Below are 18,099 nucleotides of genomic sequence, written 5' to 3' on the forward strand. Positions count from 1 at the left end.
GCGACACGCACAGCAGTCAAGCGACAAGAGGGAGAAAGAAGATGTAAAACGAAACAATTATATCCGAATCAAACAACCTATCCCCGCAGCCTATTCAGAGATATTTTTCATTGGCGGGAGGTCAATCCTATCGACGACTTGTCCCTTTTATACAGGATGCCCAAAGCCCGTATTTGACTCAAACTTTCACCACCGATTTTCTTTCAGTTGTTTATCTGGAAACGGTTTACTTTAGTTTTTCTCCCTTATATATAGATACTAAAGTAAACTAAAATATATATGACCGCTTCGGTACAAAGAACAATCCATGTTTCAGTCGAACAACCCGTTCACCAGATTGACTGCATCGTCCTTTTTCTGATTGATGATTTTGGCGTATACCTGTGTCATCTTCACGTCGGCATGACCGAGCAACTTCGAGGTTGTATAGAGGTCAGCGCCAAGCGTCAGCATCATCGTCGCAAACGTGTGACGGGCGGTATGAAATGAGAAACGTTTGTCTATGCCGGCCGCTTTCGCCCATGGTTTGAGCAGCAGGTTTATCATCGTTGGACTCGGTAAGTCGAAGACGTGGTCTTCCGCCATCTTGTCTCCTCGCTCCGGCATCCACTTTAACGCTTCTGGTGAAAGCGGCAAATAAATCGGCTCTTTGGTTTTCTGCATGGACACAGCAAGGCGATATTGACCTCTATCCACAAAAACATCTTTCCATCTCAAACCGATAATGTCGCTTATTCGCAATCCACAGAAGCAAGAGAACAAATAAGCCTGTTTTACGGCCTTATTCTTCATCGGAGTAGCAATCAGTGCCCGGACCTCTTCAATGGTCATATACGAGCGTTTGCTCTCCGGCAAGCGTATCTTATCCGAGTTGTTGATCTTCGTAAACGGGTTGGACTTGATAATATCCGCACGAACGGCGGCATTCAAAGCTCCGTTCAGAATACGGTAATAAGTGTGAAGCGTAAAGTTTGACACCCGTTTTCCTTTGGGGCGATACTCCGTCTGCAGATAGTCGATATACTCTTGGCAGAATGCCTTGTCAATCTGATCCATTGTCATGCGTTCACCCGCATAATCCTTCAGTATGCGGATAGTTACCATTATTTGGTTCCCGTCCTTTTTACCACGCTTCGCCTGATTCTCTTTGTAGGTCTTCATCCAGTCTAAAAGAAAAACCTTTTCCCTGTGTTCGATTCCGGCCTCGCCATTGGTAAGTTGGATTATGCGCTTCGATTTGATGGCATTGGCGGCATTCATGGTCGCCTGATTCTGCAGACGGGCATTGTTGTCCGTTTCCGGAATGAGGTACAACTTAAGATATTCGTATGTTCGTTTGCCGAAACGGTATATATCAAGATACAGACTTTGGCTTCCATCTGCCAGCTTCTTTGTCCGAAGGCGGACAGGCTCTTTTACTTTTGTAGGCTTCTTTATTCGTGGCATATCAATCCCTTCATAATTTTGTTTCTGTTGCAAAGATATGATAAAGGTCGATATTGAGAAACAAACGAGGAACAAAATTGTACCGAAAAAGAACCAATCAACTGAAAAGAATGAAAACAACTGAAACCATCAAACGCCCTGCAAAGTATTGTAAATAAGCTATTTTATTTGCACTTGTTTGGCTTTTGTTTTCATTTTATGGCTTTGCTTTATAAATCTGAAAAATTTCACAAGCTGCCAGGAGTAAGGCGTAAACGCTCACGTTTCTACGTGGGCTTTACTCTTTATTTGGCAGCACAGGTATTCCAGAACCTCGAAAAGCAGATAAAAGTTTTGTCCCACGTTTTTTATATGCCATTTCTCAATTTTAATTCTAATTCTAATTTTGATTATTATGGCAACCTGGAATATTAAAACAGCAGTCGACATTCTTTTAAAGAATGGCCAAAAGATCTCAAAAGGAACAAGTGTCAAAGTCATTGGAGATCATACCAATCCTATGTTTTCTAAGGGTGGAAGAGAAGCAGTCCAAAATGCTTTTAAAAGCCAATACGGGGTCGATGTTCCATCATACAAGATTAATCGAGGAAACATGAAATAACTATAAAGAGAAGGCGATCGGATTTCCGACCGCCTTCTCGCTATTTTCCACCTGGCAGATTACCGGATCTTGTGAATGATCTCGCCGCCGTGGCGGATTGCCTCCTCGTTCTGCGGAAGCATCTTCCATGCCCGCTCCGGTAGCGACTTCTTCAACCCGACCATCACGTTCTCCATCTCAACCACCGGGCAGACCTTCAGGTAACCGCCCAGGATCATCGTGTTGAACATCTTCGCCTGGCCCAGCTTCGCACACTCCGCCGTCGCGTCGATCGCATAGACCGAAATGTCCGTGCGGACCGGATGGCGCGTAATGCCGTTCGTGTCGTAGATCAGCACGCCGCCCGGCTTGACCATCGGCTCGAACTTCTCCATCGACTGCTGGTTCAGGATGATTGCCGTGTCGAACTCGTGCGCAATGGGCGACGAAATCTTCCGATCCGAAAGGATCACCGTCACGTTCGCCGTGCCGCCGCGCATCTCCGGACCGTAGGAGGGCATCCACGTCACCTCGAAGTCCTGCATCACGCCCGAATAGGCCAGAATCTTGCCCATCGAGAGGACGCCCTGTCCTCCGAATCCTGCTATGATCAATGTCTCTTTCATCGCTTTACTCCTTTTTTACGTCCTTGATATCGCCCAGCGGATAGTAGGGCAGCATGTTCTCCTCCAGCCAGCGGTTCGACGCCACGGGCGAGAGCTTCCAGCCGCTGTTGCAGGTCGACACGACCTCCACCAGCGAGAAGCCGTTCCCGGCCATCGCGTTCTCGAACGCCTTGCGGATCGCACGCTTGCATTTGCGCACGTTCGCCGCCGTGTGGACGCTCTGCCGCGTGATGTAGGTCGCACCGTCCAGATGCGCCATCATCTCGGCAATCTTGTACGGATAGCCGTTCAGCCGCGGGTCGCGGCCGTAGGGCGTCGTCGAGGTCTTCATCCCGAGCAGCGTCGTCGGGGCCATCTGGCCGCCCGTCATGCCGTAGATCGCGTTGTTGATGTAGATCGCCACGACGTTCTCGCCGCGCGCCGCCGCATGGATCGACTCCGCCGTACCGATGGCCGACAGGTCGCCGTCGCCCTGGTACGTGAAGACCATGTTCCCCGGCCAGAGGCGTTTCACCGCCGAAGCGATGGCCAGGGCGCGTCCGTGCGCCGCCTCGATCCAGTCGATGTCGATGTAGTTGTAGGCGAAGACCGAGCAGCCTACGGGCGAAATGCCCACGGTGCGGTCTTCGAGTCCCATCTCCTCGATGACCTCGGCGATGAGTTTGTGCACCGTACCGTGGCTGCAACCCGGGCAGTAGTGCATGACGTTATCGGTGATGAGTTTCGGTTTCGCGTAAACCAGATTCTCCTGTTTGATTTCAACCTCTGCCATCGTAGTCTACTTTTTAATCAGTTTTTCCTTCAGGGCGTCGAGCACCTCGTCGGGATTGAACAACATGCCGCCCTGACGTCCGTAATGCTCCACGGGGGCCTTGCCGTTGACGGCCAGGCGCACATCCTCGACCATCTGCCCGGCATTCAGCTCCGCCGAAAGGAAGCCCTTCACGCCGCGGGCCGCCAGCTCGGCGATCTGCTTCGTGGGGAACGGGTAGAGCGTGATCGGCCGCAGCAGGCCCACCTTCAGCCCTTCGGCACGCGCCATCTCGACCGTTGCCGAGCAGATCCGCGCCGACGACCCGAAGGCCACGATCACATACTCCGCATCGTCGCACTCGACGGCCTCGTAACGCACCTCGTGCTCCTCCATCGCCTTATACTTCTCCTGCAGGCGCAGGTTGATGACCTCCATCTTCTCGGACTGCAGCTCCAGCGACGTGACGATATTGCGCTCACGGTCGGCGGTTTTCCCGAAGGTCGCCCACGTGCGGCATTCGGCCTTGATCTCCTCGTCGCTCTTGCGCGGGCGCTGCGGGGCCAGGACGACCTTCTCCATCATCTGACCGATGGCACCGTCGGCGAGGATCATCGCCGGATTGCGGTACTTGAAGGCCAGGTCGAAGGCCAGGGCCACGTGGTCGTGCATCTCCTGCACGGAGTTCGGCGCCAGGACGATCAGGTGGTAGTCACCGTGTCCGCCGCCCTTCACGGCCTGGAAATAGTCGCCCTGCGAGGGCTGGATCGTGCCCAGACCCGGGCCGCCGCGCTGGCAGTTGACCACCAGGCAGGGGAGCTCCGCACCGGCCAGGTAGCTCAGGCCCTCGGCCATGAGCGAGATGCCGGGGCTCGACGACGAGGTCATGACCCGCTTGCCGGTTGCGGCGGCGCCGTAGACCATGTTGATCGACGAAACTTCCGATTCGGCCTGCAGGACCACCATGCCGGTCGTCTCCCAGGGTTTGAGTTCCATGAGGGTCTCCATGACCTCCGACTGCGGGGTGATGGGGTAGCCGAAATATCCGTCGCAACCGTAGCGAATCGCCGCATGGGCGATCACCTCGTTGCCTTTCATCAGTTTTACTTCCTTCTCTGCCATCGCTTATTCGAATTTTTGACGATAAACCGTGATGACGCTGTCGGGACAAATCACCGCACACGAAGCGCATCCCGTGCAGGCGTCGGGATTCGCCATCCAGGCCACCGGATAACCTTTGCCGTTCACCTCCGCCGACAGGGCGAGCACCTCGCACGGGCATACCGAAACGCAGACGCCGCACCCTTTGCAACGCTCTCTGTCAACGACGATTGTTCCTTTGATCTTAGCCATAACGCCGAATAGTATTGTTAAGTTGCTTACAAATATACGAAAATTTCCCGGCACGGATTTGTTTTCGTTATAAAAAACGCCGTCTTGTGATAAAATCGAGCATGTAACACACCCGAAAGACGCCCTGCATTTTTTATAAGAAGGGAGCCTTCCCTCGCAGGAAGGCTCCCTTCTTGTCTGCCGAAACCGCTTCGGGCAACTCCGTCAAAGATGGATCGCGGCGCCGAGGGCCGCTTCGGCGGCCTCCATCACCCCTTCGTTCATCGTCGGGTGGGCATGGATCGTGCGGGCGATCTCATGAGCCGTGGCTCCCAGCTTGCGGGCCAGCGTCGGCTCGGCCAGCATCTCCGTCACCGATGCCCCCACCATGTGGGCGCCCAACAGACGCTCCTGCCCGTCGAAAATCAGCTTCACGAAGCCGTCGCGGTCGCCGGCAGCCGTGGCCTTGCCCGAGGCCGTGAAGGGGAAGCGGCCGATCTTCACGGCAATACCCTGCTCGGCGGCCTGCTGTTCGGTCATGCCGACCGACGCCACCTCGGGCTGCGTGAAGACGCACGACGGAATGGCCGCGTAGTCGACCGGTTCGGGCGAGAGCCCGCAGATCGCCTCCACGCAGCAGATCCCCTCGGCCGAGGCCACATGGGCCAGCGCCGGGCCGGGCACGATGTCGCCGATGGCGTAGATACCCGGAACATTGGTGCGGTAGAATTCGTCGACACAGACCTTGCCGCGCTCGACGGCTACGCCCAGCTCTTCGAGACCGATCCCCTCGATGTTGGACTGAATGCCCACGGCCGAGAGCACGACATCGGCCGTAAGGGTCTCCGGGCCCTTCCTGCCTTCGATCTCCACCTCGCAGCGCCCCTCGTCCGTGACGCGCACCTGCTTGACGGCCGTCCCGACGAGCACCGTGGCGCGCAGCTTGCGGAAAGCGCGCTCCATGGCCTTCGAGACCTCTTCGTCTTCGAGGGGCATCATGCGCGGGAGGTACTCGATAACGGTGACCTTGACCCCCAGTGCGGCGTAGAACCACGCGAACTCGCTGCCGATGGCCCCGGAGCCGACGACGATCATCGTCTCGGGCAGCCGCGTAAGCGTAAGGGCCTGGCGCGAGGTGATCACATGCTCGCCGTCGACCGGAATGAACGCCATTTCGCGCGGACGCGCCCCGGTGGCAAGGATAATGTGGTCGGCCTCGTACTCCGTACCGTCGACATCGACACGCCCCGGGGCCGTGAGGCGGCCCGTTCCGGCAATGAGGTCGATGTTGTTCTTCTTCAGCAGGAACTGCACGCCGCGCGACATGGTCTCGGCCACGGCCCGCGACCGTGCGACGATCTTTTCGAGATTCGGCCGGATTTCTCCGGAGAGTTCGAGTCCGTACTGCCCGGCATGGCTGCACCAGCCGTAGACCTGGGCGCTTTTCAGGAGTGCCTTGGTGGGGATGCAGCCCCAGTTGAGGCAGACGCCGCCCGCCTCGGCCCGCTCCACGAGAGCCACCTTGCGGCCCAGTTGCGCGGCCCGGATGGCGGCCACATATCCGCCGGGGCCGCTGCCGACGATCAGCATGTCGTATTTCATGACGTTGTATCGGGTTTATTGTATTTTCGTATAGTTCGGTGGTTCGGGCGGGGGGGGGTTATTTGCGCACTTTCAGCACCTCGCCGTTGTCGGCGGCCACGGCCCGTTTCCACTTTTCGTTGTAGCCCGGGAACTGGATCTTGTCGGGGATCTGCCTGCCGTTCCCGTTGTCGACGAAGTGCGCGGCCGAGCCGTCGCCGTCGAGGAACGACAGCACGTCGCCGTGCTCGCTCTTGACGTTGCCGTCGATGTACTTGATGAGCAGGTAGCCGTTGAGCCGCTGCCAGCGGTCAAAGAGCTCCTGGGCCGTCGAGACGCTCAGGTCGGTAAGGTAGTTGCGCCGCGCCGCGGGCGACATCCTTCCGGTGCGGGCCATGATCGTCTCCATCTCGGCCAGGCGGGCGTTCTCCCACTGGTCGGTGACCTTGCGGATGTCGGCCGCGATCATGTCGTAACGCATGTAGGCGAAGTTGGTCGTGCGGTTGAAGAGCCAGAAGGCCGACGTGGGCGAGTATTCGAGCATCGAGCCGTTTCCTTCGCGGAAGCACTCGGGGACCTCCTGCGCCGAGCAGAAGATCGGCGTCAGGCACGACGTTGCGGCGTCGTCGACCCCGAACCAGAGGATTCCCATGTCGGCGGGACGATCGGCGCGGGCCTGTCCCACGAACCAGAATCCGGTCTGCTGCGTGGCCGTGGCGCGCTCGTTGAGATAGGTCTCGCCGTCGACCTCGAACTCCATCGGGCGCCAGCGGTAGGGGCAGTTGTGGCCTCCGGCCCCGAGGTCCGTGGTCATGTCCATCGGCGTACCCTCATAGTGGTCGCGCATACAGTCGAACAGGACCTTCGGGGAGATCTTCGTGCGGGGTTTCACCCACAGCGGCATCCGGTTCTGGAGGTTGTAGCCCATGGCGTAGTCCTCGTAGGCGTCCATGCCGTCGGCCACGGTGCGGAAGAAGGCCCACACGCGGGCATCACAACCGCGGACGGTGCCGAAGTCGGCCGGGCAGTAGGCATCGGCGAAGCTGAACTCCTCGTCCGTACCCTTAAAATAACCCATCTCGCGGGCAAACTCCACGACGTCGGGGGCATAGAGACAGTTTTCGGGGTCATCCTTCGGGAAGGTGGTGATCCGCGCCTGGTTGGCGTGGGCCGAGACATACCCGTCGGGAATGCGGCGAGCCACCCAGACGATTCCCTTGCGGGCGTTCCCGCCCTTGCCGTCGTCCTTGTATCCCTTGCCGATGAGCTCCATGATCCACGCCTCGTTCGGGTCGGCGATCGAGAACGACTCGCCGCTCGACGCATAACCGTGCGTGTTGGCCAGGTCGACGATCACGCGGATGGCCTCACGGGCCGTGCGGGCGCGTTGCAGGGCGATGTAGATCAGCGAACCGTAGTCGATGCGGCCCGTGGTGTCGACGAGCTCCTCACGTCCGCCGTAGGTGGTTTCGCCGATGATGAGCGAGTGTTCGTTCATGTTGCCCACGGTGGACCAGGTCTCGCGGAGCTGCGGAATGTCGCAGAGGTAGCGGCCCGTGTCCCACTCGTAGACGGGAAGCATCGCCCCGGCCTTGTGTCGGCCGCCGGGGGTGTGGTAGAGGGCTCCGTAGAGGGCGTGGGAGTCCGCCGCGTAGGTCACCATGACCGAACCGTCGGTCGAGGCGCCCTTCGTGACGATGAAGTTGGTGCAGGCCGAAACCGCTCCGTAACCGGCTACGGCGGCGAAGGCTGCGAGCATCAATCGGAAATTTTTCATGTTTTTCGGGTTTAGCACGTAAAGATAGAAAAAAAGCCGGAAACCGCTGCGCCGATCGATTCAAAATCGTATATTTGTGACGGCAACAACCTTTTCACGCCCGGAAATGCCCCTCCCGCTGCGGAGGTAAAATCGTAAAAACCAATATTTTGTCATGCGTAGGATTTGTGCGGTGCTGTTTATCTGTCTCTTCGCGTCGGGGTGCGGTCTCAAGGTGGAACGCCCGAAGGAGATCCTGGTGACCGACATCATGATGCCTGCCGACGGGGAGTTTGAGCCGGGCGATCGTGTGACCGTCACGGCCTCGGGGTTCGAATCGGGGGACGAAATCCGGTTCGAAATTGCCTGGACCGGCGGTTCGGAGGAGTTTGCCCCGGAGGGCTGTGCCAAGGGGGTCCGGGGCATCGTAACGGAGCGCACGGCCGGGTCGATCACCTTCCTGGCCCCGGGCCACTATCCTCCCTCGACGGTCGGGGTACAGCTCTTCCGCGGGGGAATCTTCCAGACGCTCGGCACGATCCGCGTGAGCGACGGCGTGCAGCACGAACCCTTTCTCTATACGCTTACGCCGACTGCTGCGGGCGGAACCTCCGTGGCCCGTGGCCCGATGTACGCCTCGACCGATATGCGCGAGGAGGTGCTGACCACCGGCCTGACGCTGGATTATGCCGTGGGGAGCATCGGCACCGGCACGGCCTGCGGCATGGCGGACGGACGGCTCGTCGACCTCGACCTCGTGACCCGTCATACGCAGGAATCGGGCGACGGAGCCTTGCTTGCGGGATCGATCTCCGCCTCGGCGGTGGCGGCTCTCTACGGCCGCGACGACCGGCTCTACCTCTCCGGCGGCACGTCGCAGCCCTATTCGTGGCAGCTGCCCGAAGGCGTCACCGCGGACCGCATCGTCCGCCAGCCCTTCGCCTATGCTTTCCAGGCGCTTCTGCTCACGGTGCGCAACGACGACGGCACCTTTTCGCCGCTGGTGCTTCCGCTGTCCGGAGGCTTCGGGGCGCTGCTCGGTCCGGCCGTTGCGTCGGAATACCTGCTCCCTTACTGGATCATGCAACCGTCGGCCGACGATCCCGCACGGCTGGAGCGCGTGGGCGGCTATGCCGCACTGCACGGGAACATGACCTGGTTCCAACCCCTCGACCCTGCCACACTGGAGTTGAAACCCAAATTGGAACAAACCGACCTCTTGGTTGCCGGCCGGGTGCTGTCGATGACCCAGTGTGTCGTGGCGGGGGAAGATTCGTCCGGGGAGGAGTCGTCCGGGACGACAGTGCCCGAGGTCCGGATCGGCGTGATGACCGAGTTCGAAGGCCAGCGCGAAGCCTGGATCTATAACCCCGCAACGCACTCCGGGACGGGGGTCCTGAACGATGCCGACCTCTCCGCCGTGACGGGCATTTTCCTGGCGCAGTAAGCCCGAAGCGGTTCCGACCGTGTGATTTTCCGGGCACAGTAAGCCCGGCGGAGCCGCCGACCGCAGATTTTCCGGACAAAACCATCCGTCGAGGCGGATTTTTCCCTATTTTTACGGAAAATTAGCAAGCCCATGTCAGAGATTGCATCCCAACTGGCCCTGGTCCGGCAGTCGCTGCCTGCGGGGGTGACGCTCGTCGCCGTGTCGAAAACCCACCCCGCGGAGGCGATCCGCACGGCCTACGGCGCCGGGCAGCGCATCTTCGGCGAAAGCCGCCCCCAGGAGCTGCGCGCGAAGTACGAAGCGCTGCCGAAGGATATTGTGTGGCACATGATCGGCCACCTGCAGACCAACAAGATCAAATACATCGCACCGTTCATCGCACTGATCGAATCGGTGGACAGCGCCCGGCTCGCCGAGGCGATCCAAAAGGAGGCCGTGAAATGCGGCCGGGTGATCGACATTCTGCTGGAGATCCACGTCGCCGCCGAAGAGACCAAAACGGGCTGGAACCTCGACGAACTGCGCGCATACCTCGCCGCGGATCCCTTCGCCGGAATGCCCAACCTGCGCGTGCGCGGCGTGATGGGCATCGCCACGAACACCGACGACGAAACCGTCGTCCGCCGCGATTTCGATGCGCTGCGCCGCTGTTTCGAGGAGCTGCGACCGAAGTTCGGCCCGGCGTTCGACACCCTCTCGATGGGCATGTCGCACGACTACCCGCTGGCCGTCGCGTGCGGATCGACCATGGTGCGCGTCGGGTCGCTGATCTTCGGCGAACGCGACTATTCGAAATAAACCCTTCTCAGATTTCAGACAAACATCCGCTGCGGCCCGAAAGCGGCGCAGCCTTCCAAATATCTATTATCTATCTCTCGCTATGAAAATCGGATTTATCGGATTCGGAAACATGGCCCAGGCCCTGGCCCGCGGTATGGTGCGCGGCGGGGCGGTCGAGGCCGACGCCATCGGGGCCTGCGCCCGCGACCGGGCCAAACTCCAACGCAATACGGAACCTTTCGGTTTCCGGGCCTTCGATTCGTCGGCCGAGGTCGCCGCGTTTGCCGACGTAGTGGTCATCGCCGTGAAACCCTACCAGGTCGGGGCGGTCGTCGAACCGATCCGCACGGCATTGAAATCGAAGATCGTCGTCTCGGTGGCCGCGGGCCTCACGTTCGACGACTACGAGCGGATGCTCGCGCCCGGCACGGCCCACCTGAGCACGTGCCCCAATACGCCGGTTGCGGTCTGCGAGGGCATCGTCGTCTTCGAACGCCGGCACTCGCTTTCGGATGAACAGCTGAAAACCATGGAGGAGCTCTTCTCGCATGTGGGGCTGGTGCTGACGGTCGACACGCCGCTGCTGGGATTGGCCGGGACGATCTGCGGGTGCAGCCCGGCCTTCGTGGCGATGTTCATCGAGGCGCTGGCCGATGCGGCGCTCAAGTACGGTATTCCGCGTGCCGATGCCTACCGGATGGTGAGCCAGATGATCGTCGGAACGGGCAAACTCCAACTCGAAACGGGCCAGCACCCGGGTGCGATGAAGGATGCGGTCTGCTCGCCGGGCGGCACGACGATCGTAGGGGTCGGGGAACTCGAACAGCGGGGGTTCCGCGGGGCGGTGATTGCGGCCATCGACGCCATCGACGCCAAAATCAACAAGAAGTAGGGTATCCCCGGACTTTCAGCCCGCCTGCCCCGGCCTGTTCGGTGCGGAGCGCGATGGCGGCTCTCCGGGTCTTCCGGATTGCGCATTCTCGTCCTGTTTGGGATCGGGACCGTACTTGTTCGCCCCGGGGGTTCCGGGCAGGCAGAACCACACCAGAAAAACGATCTCCCAGACGAAAAAGAGCACACAGCCACCGCAAAGCACGAAAAGGCACCATGCGGATGCTTTCGGGCTTCCGCCGAAAGCCGACAACCCCGAAAGCACCAGAGCAGCCACCGCCCAAGCAAGCAGGGCCAGGTAATTCCAGAGCAGCCATTTGGAGGTGCGGCCCGTGTCGTGGAGCCGCCGCGCCGAAACCGCAAGCTGGGGCAGGAAGAGAAACAGCGACACCGCCAGGTAGAAAAACTTGTAGGGGTTTCTGAAACAGACCACATCCAGCGCCATGGCCACGAGCATCAGCAGACACGAAAAGAGGACAAAGTACCAGAACTCCGTCCGGCGGGCGCGTCCCGAGAAATTCACGTAGTTGCGGATACATTTGAAAAACCACTTCATAACGCGATGATTTTAGGAGGGGGGGGGAATCCAAACCAAAGTTAGTCATTTTATTCGATTTTCCGCCTCGCAATCCCCTGAAAACAGCGGAGGGTTCGGAATCCCGAACCCTCCGCACGCCATCATCGGCTACTCCTCCCCGGCAAAGGAGTGGATCACCACGCCCGAACGCAGTTTCGGTTCGAACCACGTCGTCTTCGGAGGCATGATGTTGCCCGTGTCGGCAATGTTGATCAGCTGCTGCATCGAGACGGGGTAGAGCGCAAAGGCCACCTTCATCTCGCCGCTGTCGACACGCCGCTTCAGTTCGCCCAGGCCCCGGATCCCGCCCACGAAATCGATGCGCTTCGAGGTGCGCAGGTCCTCGATGCCGAGGATCCTGTCCAGTACGAGGTTCGAGAGCACCGTGACGTCCAGCACCCCGATCGGGTCGTTGTCGTCGTAGGTTCCCGGCTTGGCCGTCAGGCTCCACCAGTGGCCTTCGAGGTACATCGAGAAGTTGTGCAGGCCCGTCGGGCGGTACTCCTCCGTGCCCTTGTCCTCCACCTCGAACGACTCTTTGAGCCGCTCGACCAGCTCCGCCGGGGTCAGGCCGTTCAGGTCCTTCACCACGCGGTTGTAGTCGATGATCCGCAACTGGTTGGCCGGGAACGTCACGGCCAGGAAGTAGCAATACTCCTCCTCGCCCGTATGGTTCGGATTCTTCGCCTTGCACTCGGCGCCCACCCGCGCGGCGGCAGCCGTACGGTGATGGCCGTCTGCGACGTACAGAGCCGGGATTCCCGAAAAGATCTCCGTGATGCGGTCGTTCGTCTTCCGGTCGCGGATCACCCACAGCTTGTGCCCGAAGCCGTCGGCCGCCGTGAAGTCGTACTCCGGGGCGTTGTTCGCCACGATGTCATTGACAATGGCATCGATCTCGGCGTTGTCCGGGTAGGCGAAGAAGACCGGCTCGATGTTGGCCTGCTGGTTGCGCACGTGGATCATGCGGTCCTCCTCCTTGTCGGGGCGCGTGAGCTCATGCTTCTTGATCGCACCCGAGAGGTAGTCCTCAAAGTGGCAGCACATGGCCAGACCGTACTGCGTGCGGCCCTCCATCGTCTGCGCATAAATATAATAGTACTCCTCGGGGTCCTGCTGCAGCCAGCCCTCCCGCTGCCAGCGGCGGAAATTCTCCACCGCCTTCTCGTAAACGGCCTGCGAATGCTCATCGGCAATGGGATCGAAGTCGATCTCGGGTTTGATGATGTGCAGCAGCGAACGCTCCGTAGCCTCGGCCTTCGCCTCGGCGGAGTTCAGCACGTCATAGGGGCGCGACGCCACCTCGGCCGCGTGCTCTTTCGGCGGACGCACCGCACGGAAAGGTTTGATTCGTACCATAGTCTTTCGGTTGTTTTCGATTATTGTTTGGTTGGTTCAATCATTCAGGTGAATATTCAAGCGAAAAAGGCGGGCCCGTCCATCGGTCGCACCCGCCTTTCCCACGTATCCGAACCTCCCTACCTGTTGACCTGGAATTTCCGGTTGCCGTTCTTCAGGAAGTCCACGATCTGACGGGCCGCGGCCAGGCCGGCGTTGATGTTCGCCTCGGCGGTCTCGGCCCCCATCTTCTTCGGGGTGGCGAAGACCCGTTTGCCGAACTTCTCGTCCAGCTCGGCCTGATTTCCGGCCGCGATGTCGGTGATGTATTTCAGATCCTCGCGTTCGGTCAGCGCACGCAGCAGCCCGGCCTCGTCGATCACCTCCTTGCGGGCAGTGTTGACCAGCGTGGCGCCCTTGGGCATCGACATCAGCAGGTCGTAGCCGATCGAGCCGACGGTCTGCGGCGTGGCGGGGATGTGCAGCGAGAGGAAGTCAGCCCGCTTGTAGAGCTCCTCGGCCGAGGTCACCTGCTCCACACCGTCGGCCGCGAAGACCGCACCGTCCGTGATGAAGGGATCGTAGGCGATGACCTTCATGCCCAGGGCCTTGCCCTTGCGGCCGACCAGTTTGCCGACGTTGCCGTAGGCGTGGATGCCGAGCGTCTTGCCCTGGATCTCCGAGCCCGTACCGGGCGTGAAGCGGTTGCGCGACATGTAGATCATCATCGCCACGGCCAGTTCGGCCACGGCGTTGGAGTTCTGACCCGGGGTGTTCATCACCACGATGCCGCGCTCCGTAGCGGCCGCCAGGTCGACGTTGTCGTAACCTGCGCCGGCCCGCACCACGATGCGGAGGTTTTTCGCCGCGGCGATCACCTCCGCGGTGATCTTGTCGCTGCGGATAATGATGCCGTCGGCATCGGCCACGGCTTCGAGCAGCTGGCCCTTGTCGGTATACTTTTCGAGGAGTGCCAGTTCGTAACCGGCCTGTTCGACGATCTCGCGGATTCCGTCGACCGCCTTCCTGGCAAAAGGCTTCTCCGTTGCTACCAGAATCTTCATGGGTTTCAAAATTTCCGTATTCAACATTTCTTGGATGTCCCAGGCCTTCACCTCACCGGTAAGGGCATCGTAACCGGTCGGGACGCGCGTAACGAGCGGCATGGCAGCGGGTTATTTGGCGTGCTTGGCCGCGAACTCCTGCATACACTCCACCAGCACGCGGACACTCTCGATCGGCAGGGCGTTGTAGCACGAAGCGCGGAATCCGCCCACCAGACGGTGGCCCTTGATGCCGACGATGTCGCGGCTCTTGGTGAATTCGAGGAATTCGGGAGCCAGCTCCTCGTAGCCCTCCTGCATGACGAAGCAGATGTTCATCAGCGAACGGTCCTCCTTCTCGACCGTACCGCGGAAGAGCGGGTTGCGGTCGATCTCGTCGTAGAGCAGGGCGGCCTTTTCCCGGTTGCGGCGGTAGATCTCCGGCACGCCACCGATGGATTTCAACCAACGCAGCGTCTCCTTGAGCACGTAGATCGGGAAGACGGGAGGCGTGTTGAACATCGAGTTGTTCTCGACGTGCGTGCGGTAGGACATCATCGTCGGCAGGTCGCGCACGATGCGGTCGAGCATCTCCTCGCGGATGATGCCGAAGGCGACGCCCGCCGGGGCGAGGTTCTTCTGCGCGCCGCCGTAGATCATGGCGTATTTCGTCACGTCGACCGGACGCGAGAGGATGTCCGACGACATGTCGGCGATCAGCGGCACCGGAGAGGTCAGATCCTCGTGGTATTCCGTACCGTAGATCGTATTGTTCGAGGTGATATGTACGTAGTCCAGATCCTCGGGAATGGCGAATCCCTTGGGGATGTAGGTGAAGTTGCGGTCCTCGGACGAGGCCAGCACCTCGACTTCGCCGTAACGTTTGGCCTCCTTGATGGCCTTCTTCGACCAGACGCCCGTATTCACATAACCGGCCTTCTTGCCCAGAAAGTTCGCAGGAATCTCATAGAAATAGGTACTCGCACCTCCGCCCAGATAGATGATCTTGTAGTTGTCGGGGATGTGGAGCAACTCGCGGAAAAGCGCATCGGCCTCCTCCATCACGGCATCGAAATCCTTCGTACGGTGCGAAATCGAAAGAATCGAAAGTCCCGATCCGTTGAAGTCGAGAACGGCCTTGGCCGCATTTTCGATCACTTCGTCCGCCAGAATGGACGGTCCCGCATTGAAATTGTGCTTTTTCATAATAATTTGTTATGTGATTTTGAATATCCGGTCCCAATCTGTTAGTTTGCTAACACAAATATAAATAAAAAAATTTTATAAACACAATCTTCGCCAAATAAATTTCACTCCCCGGCAAGAATCGTCGCCTTTTTGATTTGTTTTTACTACTTTTGTTCCCGAATTCAAGCCATGCAATGCCATGATAAAGTCCATGACCGGCTTCGGGAAGGGAGAAGCCGCACTCCGAAATAAGAAGATCACCGTGGAGATCCGTTCCCTGAACTCCAAGCAGCTGGACCTCGCCCTTAGGCTCCCGGCCATCTACCGGCAGTCGGAATACGAGATCCGCAACCTGGTGACGCGCCTGCTCCAGCGGGGCAAGGTCGATGTTTTCGTCAACGTCGAATCGCAGGTTGTGGAGACCTCGGCGCACATCAACCGCGAAGTCTTCGCCGCCTATGCCGCCCAGTTGCGTGAAGCGGCGAGGTCCGCCGGTCTGACGACCGACACCCCGGAGTGGGATGCCGCAGCGACCCATACGCTGATGCGCCTGCCGGATGTTGTGGCCACCGAGGCCGAGACGATCTCCGACGAGGAGCACGACGCACTGCTGGCCGCCACGGAGGCTGCCGCCGCACAACTCGACGCCTTCCGCACGCAGGAGGGCGCCACGCTCATTGCCGACCTGCTGCGGCGCGTCGACCTGATCGAACAGTACAAAAACGAGGTCGTACCCTTCGAGCAGGCCCGCACCGAGACCATCAGGGCGCGCATCCTGGAAAACCTCTCGAAACTGGCCGTCGAGGTCGACCGCAACCGCCTGGAGCAGGAGATGATCTTCTACCTCGAAAAACTCGACATCACCGAGGAGAAGGTGCGCCTGACGAACCACTGCCGCTACTTCCGCGAAGTGGCGGCCCAGGAGGAGGGCGTGGGCCGCAAACTGGGATTCATCGCCCAGGAGATGGGCCGCGAGATCAATACCATGGGCTCGAAGGCCAACGAGACGAACATCCAGATCCTCGTCGTCAAGATGAAGGACGAGCTGGAGAAGATCAAGGAACAGGTACTCAATATTTTGTAGTTTTCCGAACCGCGGGGGCCGGAGAACGGACCGGAAGGGGAGGGAGCCGGAAGGCCGGAGGACAGACCGACGAGGACGGAGGACGGATCGACGAGGACGGAGAACGGACCGGAAGGGGAGGGAGCCGGAAGGCCGGAGGACAGACCGACGAGGACGGAGAACGGATCGACGAGGACGGAGGACGGACCGGAAGGGAAGGGAGCCGGAAGGCCGGAGGACGGAGGACGAACCGGAAGGGCTCCGAAATAATCCCGCCGGGCGCGGTCCAGGTTCCGAAAAACAAGACGCTAAGAAAAAATGGGAAAAGTCATCATATTTTCAGCCCCGAGCGGATCGGGCAAAACCACCATCGTCAAGGAGCTGCTGGCGCGCTATCCGCAGCTGGAGTTCTCCATTTCGGCCACGAGCCGCGCCCCGCGGGGTGCCGAACGCAACGGCGTGGACTACTATTTCCTCTCGCAGGAGGAGTTTGCGCAGGCCGTCGCCGAAGAGCGCTTCGTGGAGTGGGAGGAGGTCTACAAGGGCACCTGCTACGGCACGCTGCGCAGCGAGGTGGAGCGCATCTGGGCGAAAGGTCACGTGATCGTCTTCGACGTCGATGTCCTGGGGGGCATCAACCTCAAGCGGATCTTCGGCGACGAGGCATGCTCGATCTTCATCATGGCCCCCTCGATCGAGGAGTTGCGCCGACGCCTCGTCGCACGCGGCACCGATGCCTCGGAGGCGATCGAACGGCGCGTGGCCAAAGCCGAATTCGAGTTGACGAAGGCCCCGGAATTCGACCAGGTGGTGGTCAATGACCGCCTCGATGACGCCGTGGCCCGGGCCTGTGAAATCCTCGAACACTTCATCGCCCGATAGCCGCATGAAACGCGAAATGCTCTATTTCGGGTCGTTCAACCCCATCCACAGGGGACACATTGCCCTGGCGGAGTATGTGCTCGACCAGGGTCTGTGCGACGAGGTGGCGTTGATCGTCTCCCCGCAGAGCCCCTACAAGGAGGCCGGGGAGCTCGCTCCGGAGCTGGACCGCTTCGAGATGGCCGAGATCGCCTGCCGGGCCTCGAAGCACCCCGACCGGATCAAGCCGTCGGCCGTAGAGTTTTTGTTGCCAAAACCTTCATACACAATAAACACCCTTCGTTACCTGCAGGAGAACTTCGGGTCGGAGATGGCGTTTTCGATCCTGATGGGCGGCGACCAGATCGCCGGACTCAAAGGCTGGAAAGCGTATGAAAAGGTGCTCGAATATCCCATTTACGTCTACCCCCGGCGCGGGAAGGAGACCCGGGGGTTCGAGGGCCGCATCACGCTTCTCGACGATGCACCGCTGCAGGAGTTCGCCGCCACCGACGTCCGCGAGCGGATCGCCCGCGGCGAGGATGTCTCGACGATGCTCGACCCCGGGGTCCTCGACTACATCCGCAAAAAGGGGCTCTGGAGCCCCGCAACCCGCATCGCGGAGCTCACGGCCCGGATCGCCGCACGGCCCGGCGACGTGGAACTGCTCCTCGAACGCGGCAGGCTCCACTACCGCATGGGCGAGTGGGGCCCGGCCCTGAACGACTTCAACGCCGTGCTGCGCATCGATGCGGCGCATGTCGAGGCCCGGCAGTTCGCACAGATGGTGCAGGAGATTCTGGAATTCCGATACAAAGACATATACAACCCCTGAA

General features: G+C 59.8%; 18 protein-coding genes. 7 read left to right on the forward strand and 11 right to left on the reverse strand.

Features of this window, described 5'->3' with window-relative positions:
- Positions 1-312: 312 nt before the first annotated feature.
- The gene (locus ABGT65_RS13365; RefSeq protein ID WP_346701114.1) at positions 313-1,446 is read right to left on the reverse strand and encodes a site-specific integrase; all 1,134 of its coding nucleotides are present in this window, start codon (positions 1,444-1,446) and stop codon (positions 313-315) included.
- 394 nt (positions 1,447-1,840) lie between these two features.
- Between ABGT65_RS13365 and ABGT65_RS13370 the strand changes: the two genes are divergently transcribed.
- Positions 1,841-2,047, forward strand: coding sequence for a DUF6140 family protein (locus ABGT65_RS13370; protein WP_346702852.1), 207 nt, complete (start codon positions 1,841-1,843; stop codon positions 2,045-2,047).
- Between the two features lie 59 nt (positions 2,048-2,106).
- On the opposite strand, the gene ABGT65_RS13375 is transcribed toward ABGT65_RS13370, so the two are convergent.
- The 6 genes from ABGT65_RS13375 to ABGT65_RS13400 all read right to left on the reverse strand — a co-directional run bounded on the left by ABGT65_RS13375 (position 2,107) and on the right by ABGT65_RS13400 (position 8,093).
- Positions 2,107-2,652, reverse strand: a complete 546-nt coding sequence (locus tag ABGT65_RS13375; protein ID WP_346702854.1) for a 2-oxoacid:acceptor oxidoreductase family protein — start codon at positions 2,650-2,652, stop codon at positions 2,107-2,109.
- A 4-nt stretch (positions 2,653-2,656) separates the two neighbouring features.
- Positions 2,657-3,424, reverse strand: a complete 768-nt coding sequence (locus ABGT65_RS13380; protein WP_346702856.1) for a thiamine pyrophosphate-dependent enzyme — start codon at positions 3,422-3,424, stop codon at positions 2,657-2,659.
- A gap of 6 nt (positions 3,425-3,430) precedes the next feature.
- On the reverse strand, positions 3,431-4,525 hold the full coding sequence (locus ABGT65_RS13385) for a 3-methyl-2-oxobutanoate dehydrogenase subunit VorB (protein WP_346702858.1): 1,095 nt from the start codon (positions 4,523-4,525) through the stop codon (positions 3,431-3,433).
- Positions 4,526-4,528: 3 nt separating this feature from the next.
- On the reverse strand, positions 4,529-4,756 hold the full coding sequence (locus ABGT65_RS13390) for a 4Fe-4S dicluster domain-containing protein (protein ID WP_346702860.1): 228 nt from the start codon (positions 4,754-4,756) through the stop codon (positions 4,529-4,531).
- Positions 4,757-4,960: 204 nt separating this feature from the next.
- On the reverse strand, positions 4,961-6,337 hold the full coding sequence (gene lpdA / locus ABGT65_RS13395; RefSeq protein ID WP_346702862.1) for a dihydrolipoyl dehydrogenase: 1,377 nt from the start codon (positions 6,335-6,337) through the stop codon (positions 4,961-4,963).
- A gap of 58 nt (positions 6,338-6,395) precedes the next feature.
- Complete coding sequence (locus ABGT65_RS13400; RefSeq protein ID WP_346702863.1) at positions 6,396-8,093, reverse strand: C69 family dipeptidase; 1,698 nt, start codon at positions 8,091-8,093, stop codon at positions 6,396-6,398.
- Positions 8,094-8,247: 154 nt separating this feature from the next.
- Between ABGT65_RS13400 and ABGT65_RS13405 the strand changes: the two genes are divergently transcribed.
- The 3 genes from ABGT65_RS13405 (at position 8,248) to proC (ending at position 11,194) form a co-directional block, all read left to right on the forward strand.
- Positions 8,248-9,519 (forward strand): WD40-like domain containing protein, encoded by a 1,272-nt coding sequence (locus ABGT65_RS13405; RefSeq protein WP_346702865.1) that lies wholly within the window; start codon positions 8,248-8,250, stop codon positions 9,517-9,519.
- A 132-nt stretch (positions 9,520-9,651) separates the two neighbouring features.
- On the forward strand, positions 9,652-10,320 hold the full coding sequence (locus ABGT65_RS13410; protein ID WP_346702867.1) for a YggS family pyridoxal phosphate-dependent enzyme: 669 nt from the start codon (positions 9,652-9,654) through the stop codon (positions 10,318-10,320).
- A gap of 82 nt (positions 10,321-10,402) precedes the next feature.
- Complete coding sequence (gene proC / locus ABGT65_RS13415) at positions 10,403-11,194, forward strand: pyrroline-5-carboxylate reductase (protein ID WP_346702869.1); 792 nt, start codon at positions 10,403-10,405, stop codon at positions 11,192-11,194.
- Between the two features lie 15 nt (positions 11,195-11,209).
- Here proC and ABGT65_RS13420 read toward each other — a convergent pair whose 3' ends face one another.
- From ABGT65_RS13420 to serC, 4 genes are all read right to left on the reverse strand, one after another.
- A complete protein-coding gene (locus ABGT65_RS13420; protein WP_346702871.1) occupies positions 11,210-11,749 on the reverse strand; it encodes a DUF805 domain-containing protein in 540 nt (179 codons plus the stop codon).
- A gap of 129 nt (positions 11,750-11,878) precedes the next feature.
- On the reverse strand, positions 11,879-13,129 hold the full coding sequence (locus ABGT65_RS13425; protein ID WP_346702872.1) for a DUF1015 domain-containing protein: 1,251 nt from the start codon (positions 13,127-13,129) through the stop codon (positions 11,879-11,881).
- Positions 13,130-13,248: 119 nt separating this feature from the next.
- Positions 13,249-14,172 carry a 3-phosphoglycerate dehydrogenase gene (locus ABGT65_RS13430; protein WP_346703101.1) on the reverse strand — a complete coding sequence of 308 codons (924 nt, stop codon included), beginning with the start codon at positions 14,170-14,172 and terminating at the stop codon, positions 13,249-13,251.
- Between the two features lie 111 nt (positions 14,173-14,283).
- On the reverse strand, positions 14,284-15,357 hold the full coding sequence (gene serC / locus ABGT65_RS13435) for a 3-phosphoserine/phosphohydroxythreonine transaminase (protein WP_346702874.1): 1,074 nt from the start codon (positions 15,355-15,357) through the stop codon (positions 14,284-14,286).
- 193 nt (positions 15,358-15,550) lie between these two features.
- Here serC and ABGT65_RS13440 point away from each other — a divergent pair, with 193 nt between their 5' ends.
- From ABGT65_RS13440 to ABGT65_RS13450, 3 genes are all read left to right on the forward strand, one after another.
- A complete protein-coding gene (locus ABGT65_RS13440) occupies positions 15,551-16,423 on the forward strand; it encodes a YicC/YloC family endoribonuclease (protein ID WP_346703102.1) in 873 nt (290 codons plus the stop codon).
- A gap of 297 nt (positions 16,424-16,720) precedes the next feature.
- Positions 16,721-17,284 carry a guanylate kinase gene (gene gmk / locus ABGT65_RS13445; protein ID WP_346702876.1) on the forward strand — a complete coding sequence of 188 codons (564 nt, stop codon included), beginning with the start codon at positions 16,721-16,723 and terminating at the stop codon, positions 17,282-17,284.
- Between the two features lie 4 nt (positions 17,285-17,288).
- Complete coding sequence (locus ABGT65_RS13450) at positions 17,289-18,098, forward strand: adenylyltransferase/cytidyltransferase family protein (protein WP_346702878.1); 810 nt, start codon at positions 17,289-17,291, stop codon at positions 18,096-18,098.
- The last annotated feature ends 1 nt before the right edge of the window (position 18,099 follow it).

Source organism: uncultured Alistipes sp. (assembly GCF_963931675.1).
Lineage (GTDB): Bacteria > Bacteroidota > Bacteroidia > Bacteroidales > Rikenellaceae > Alistipes.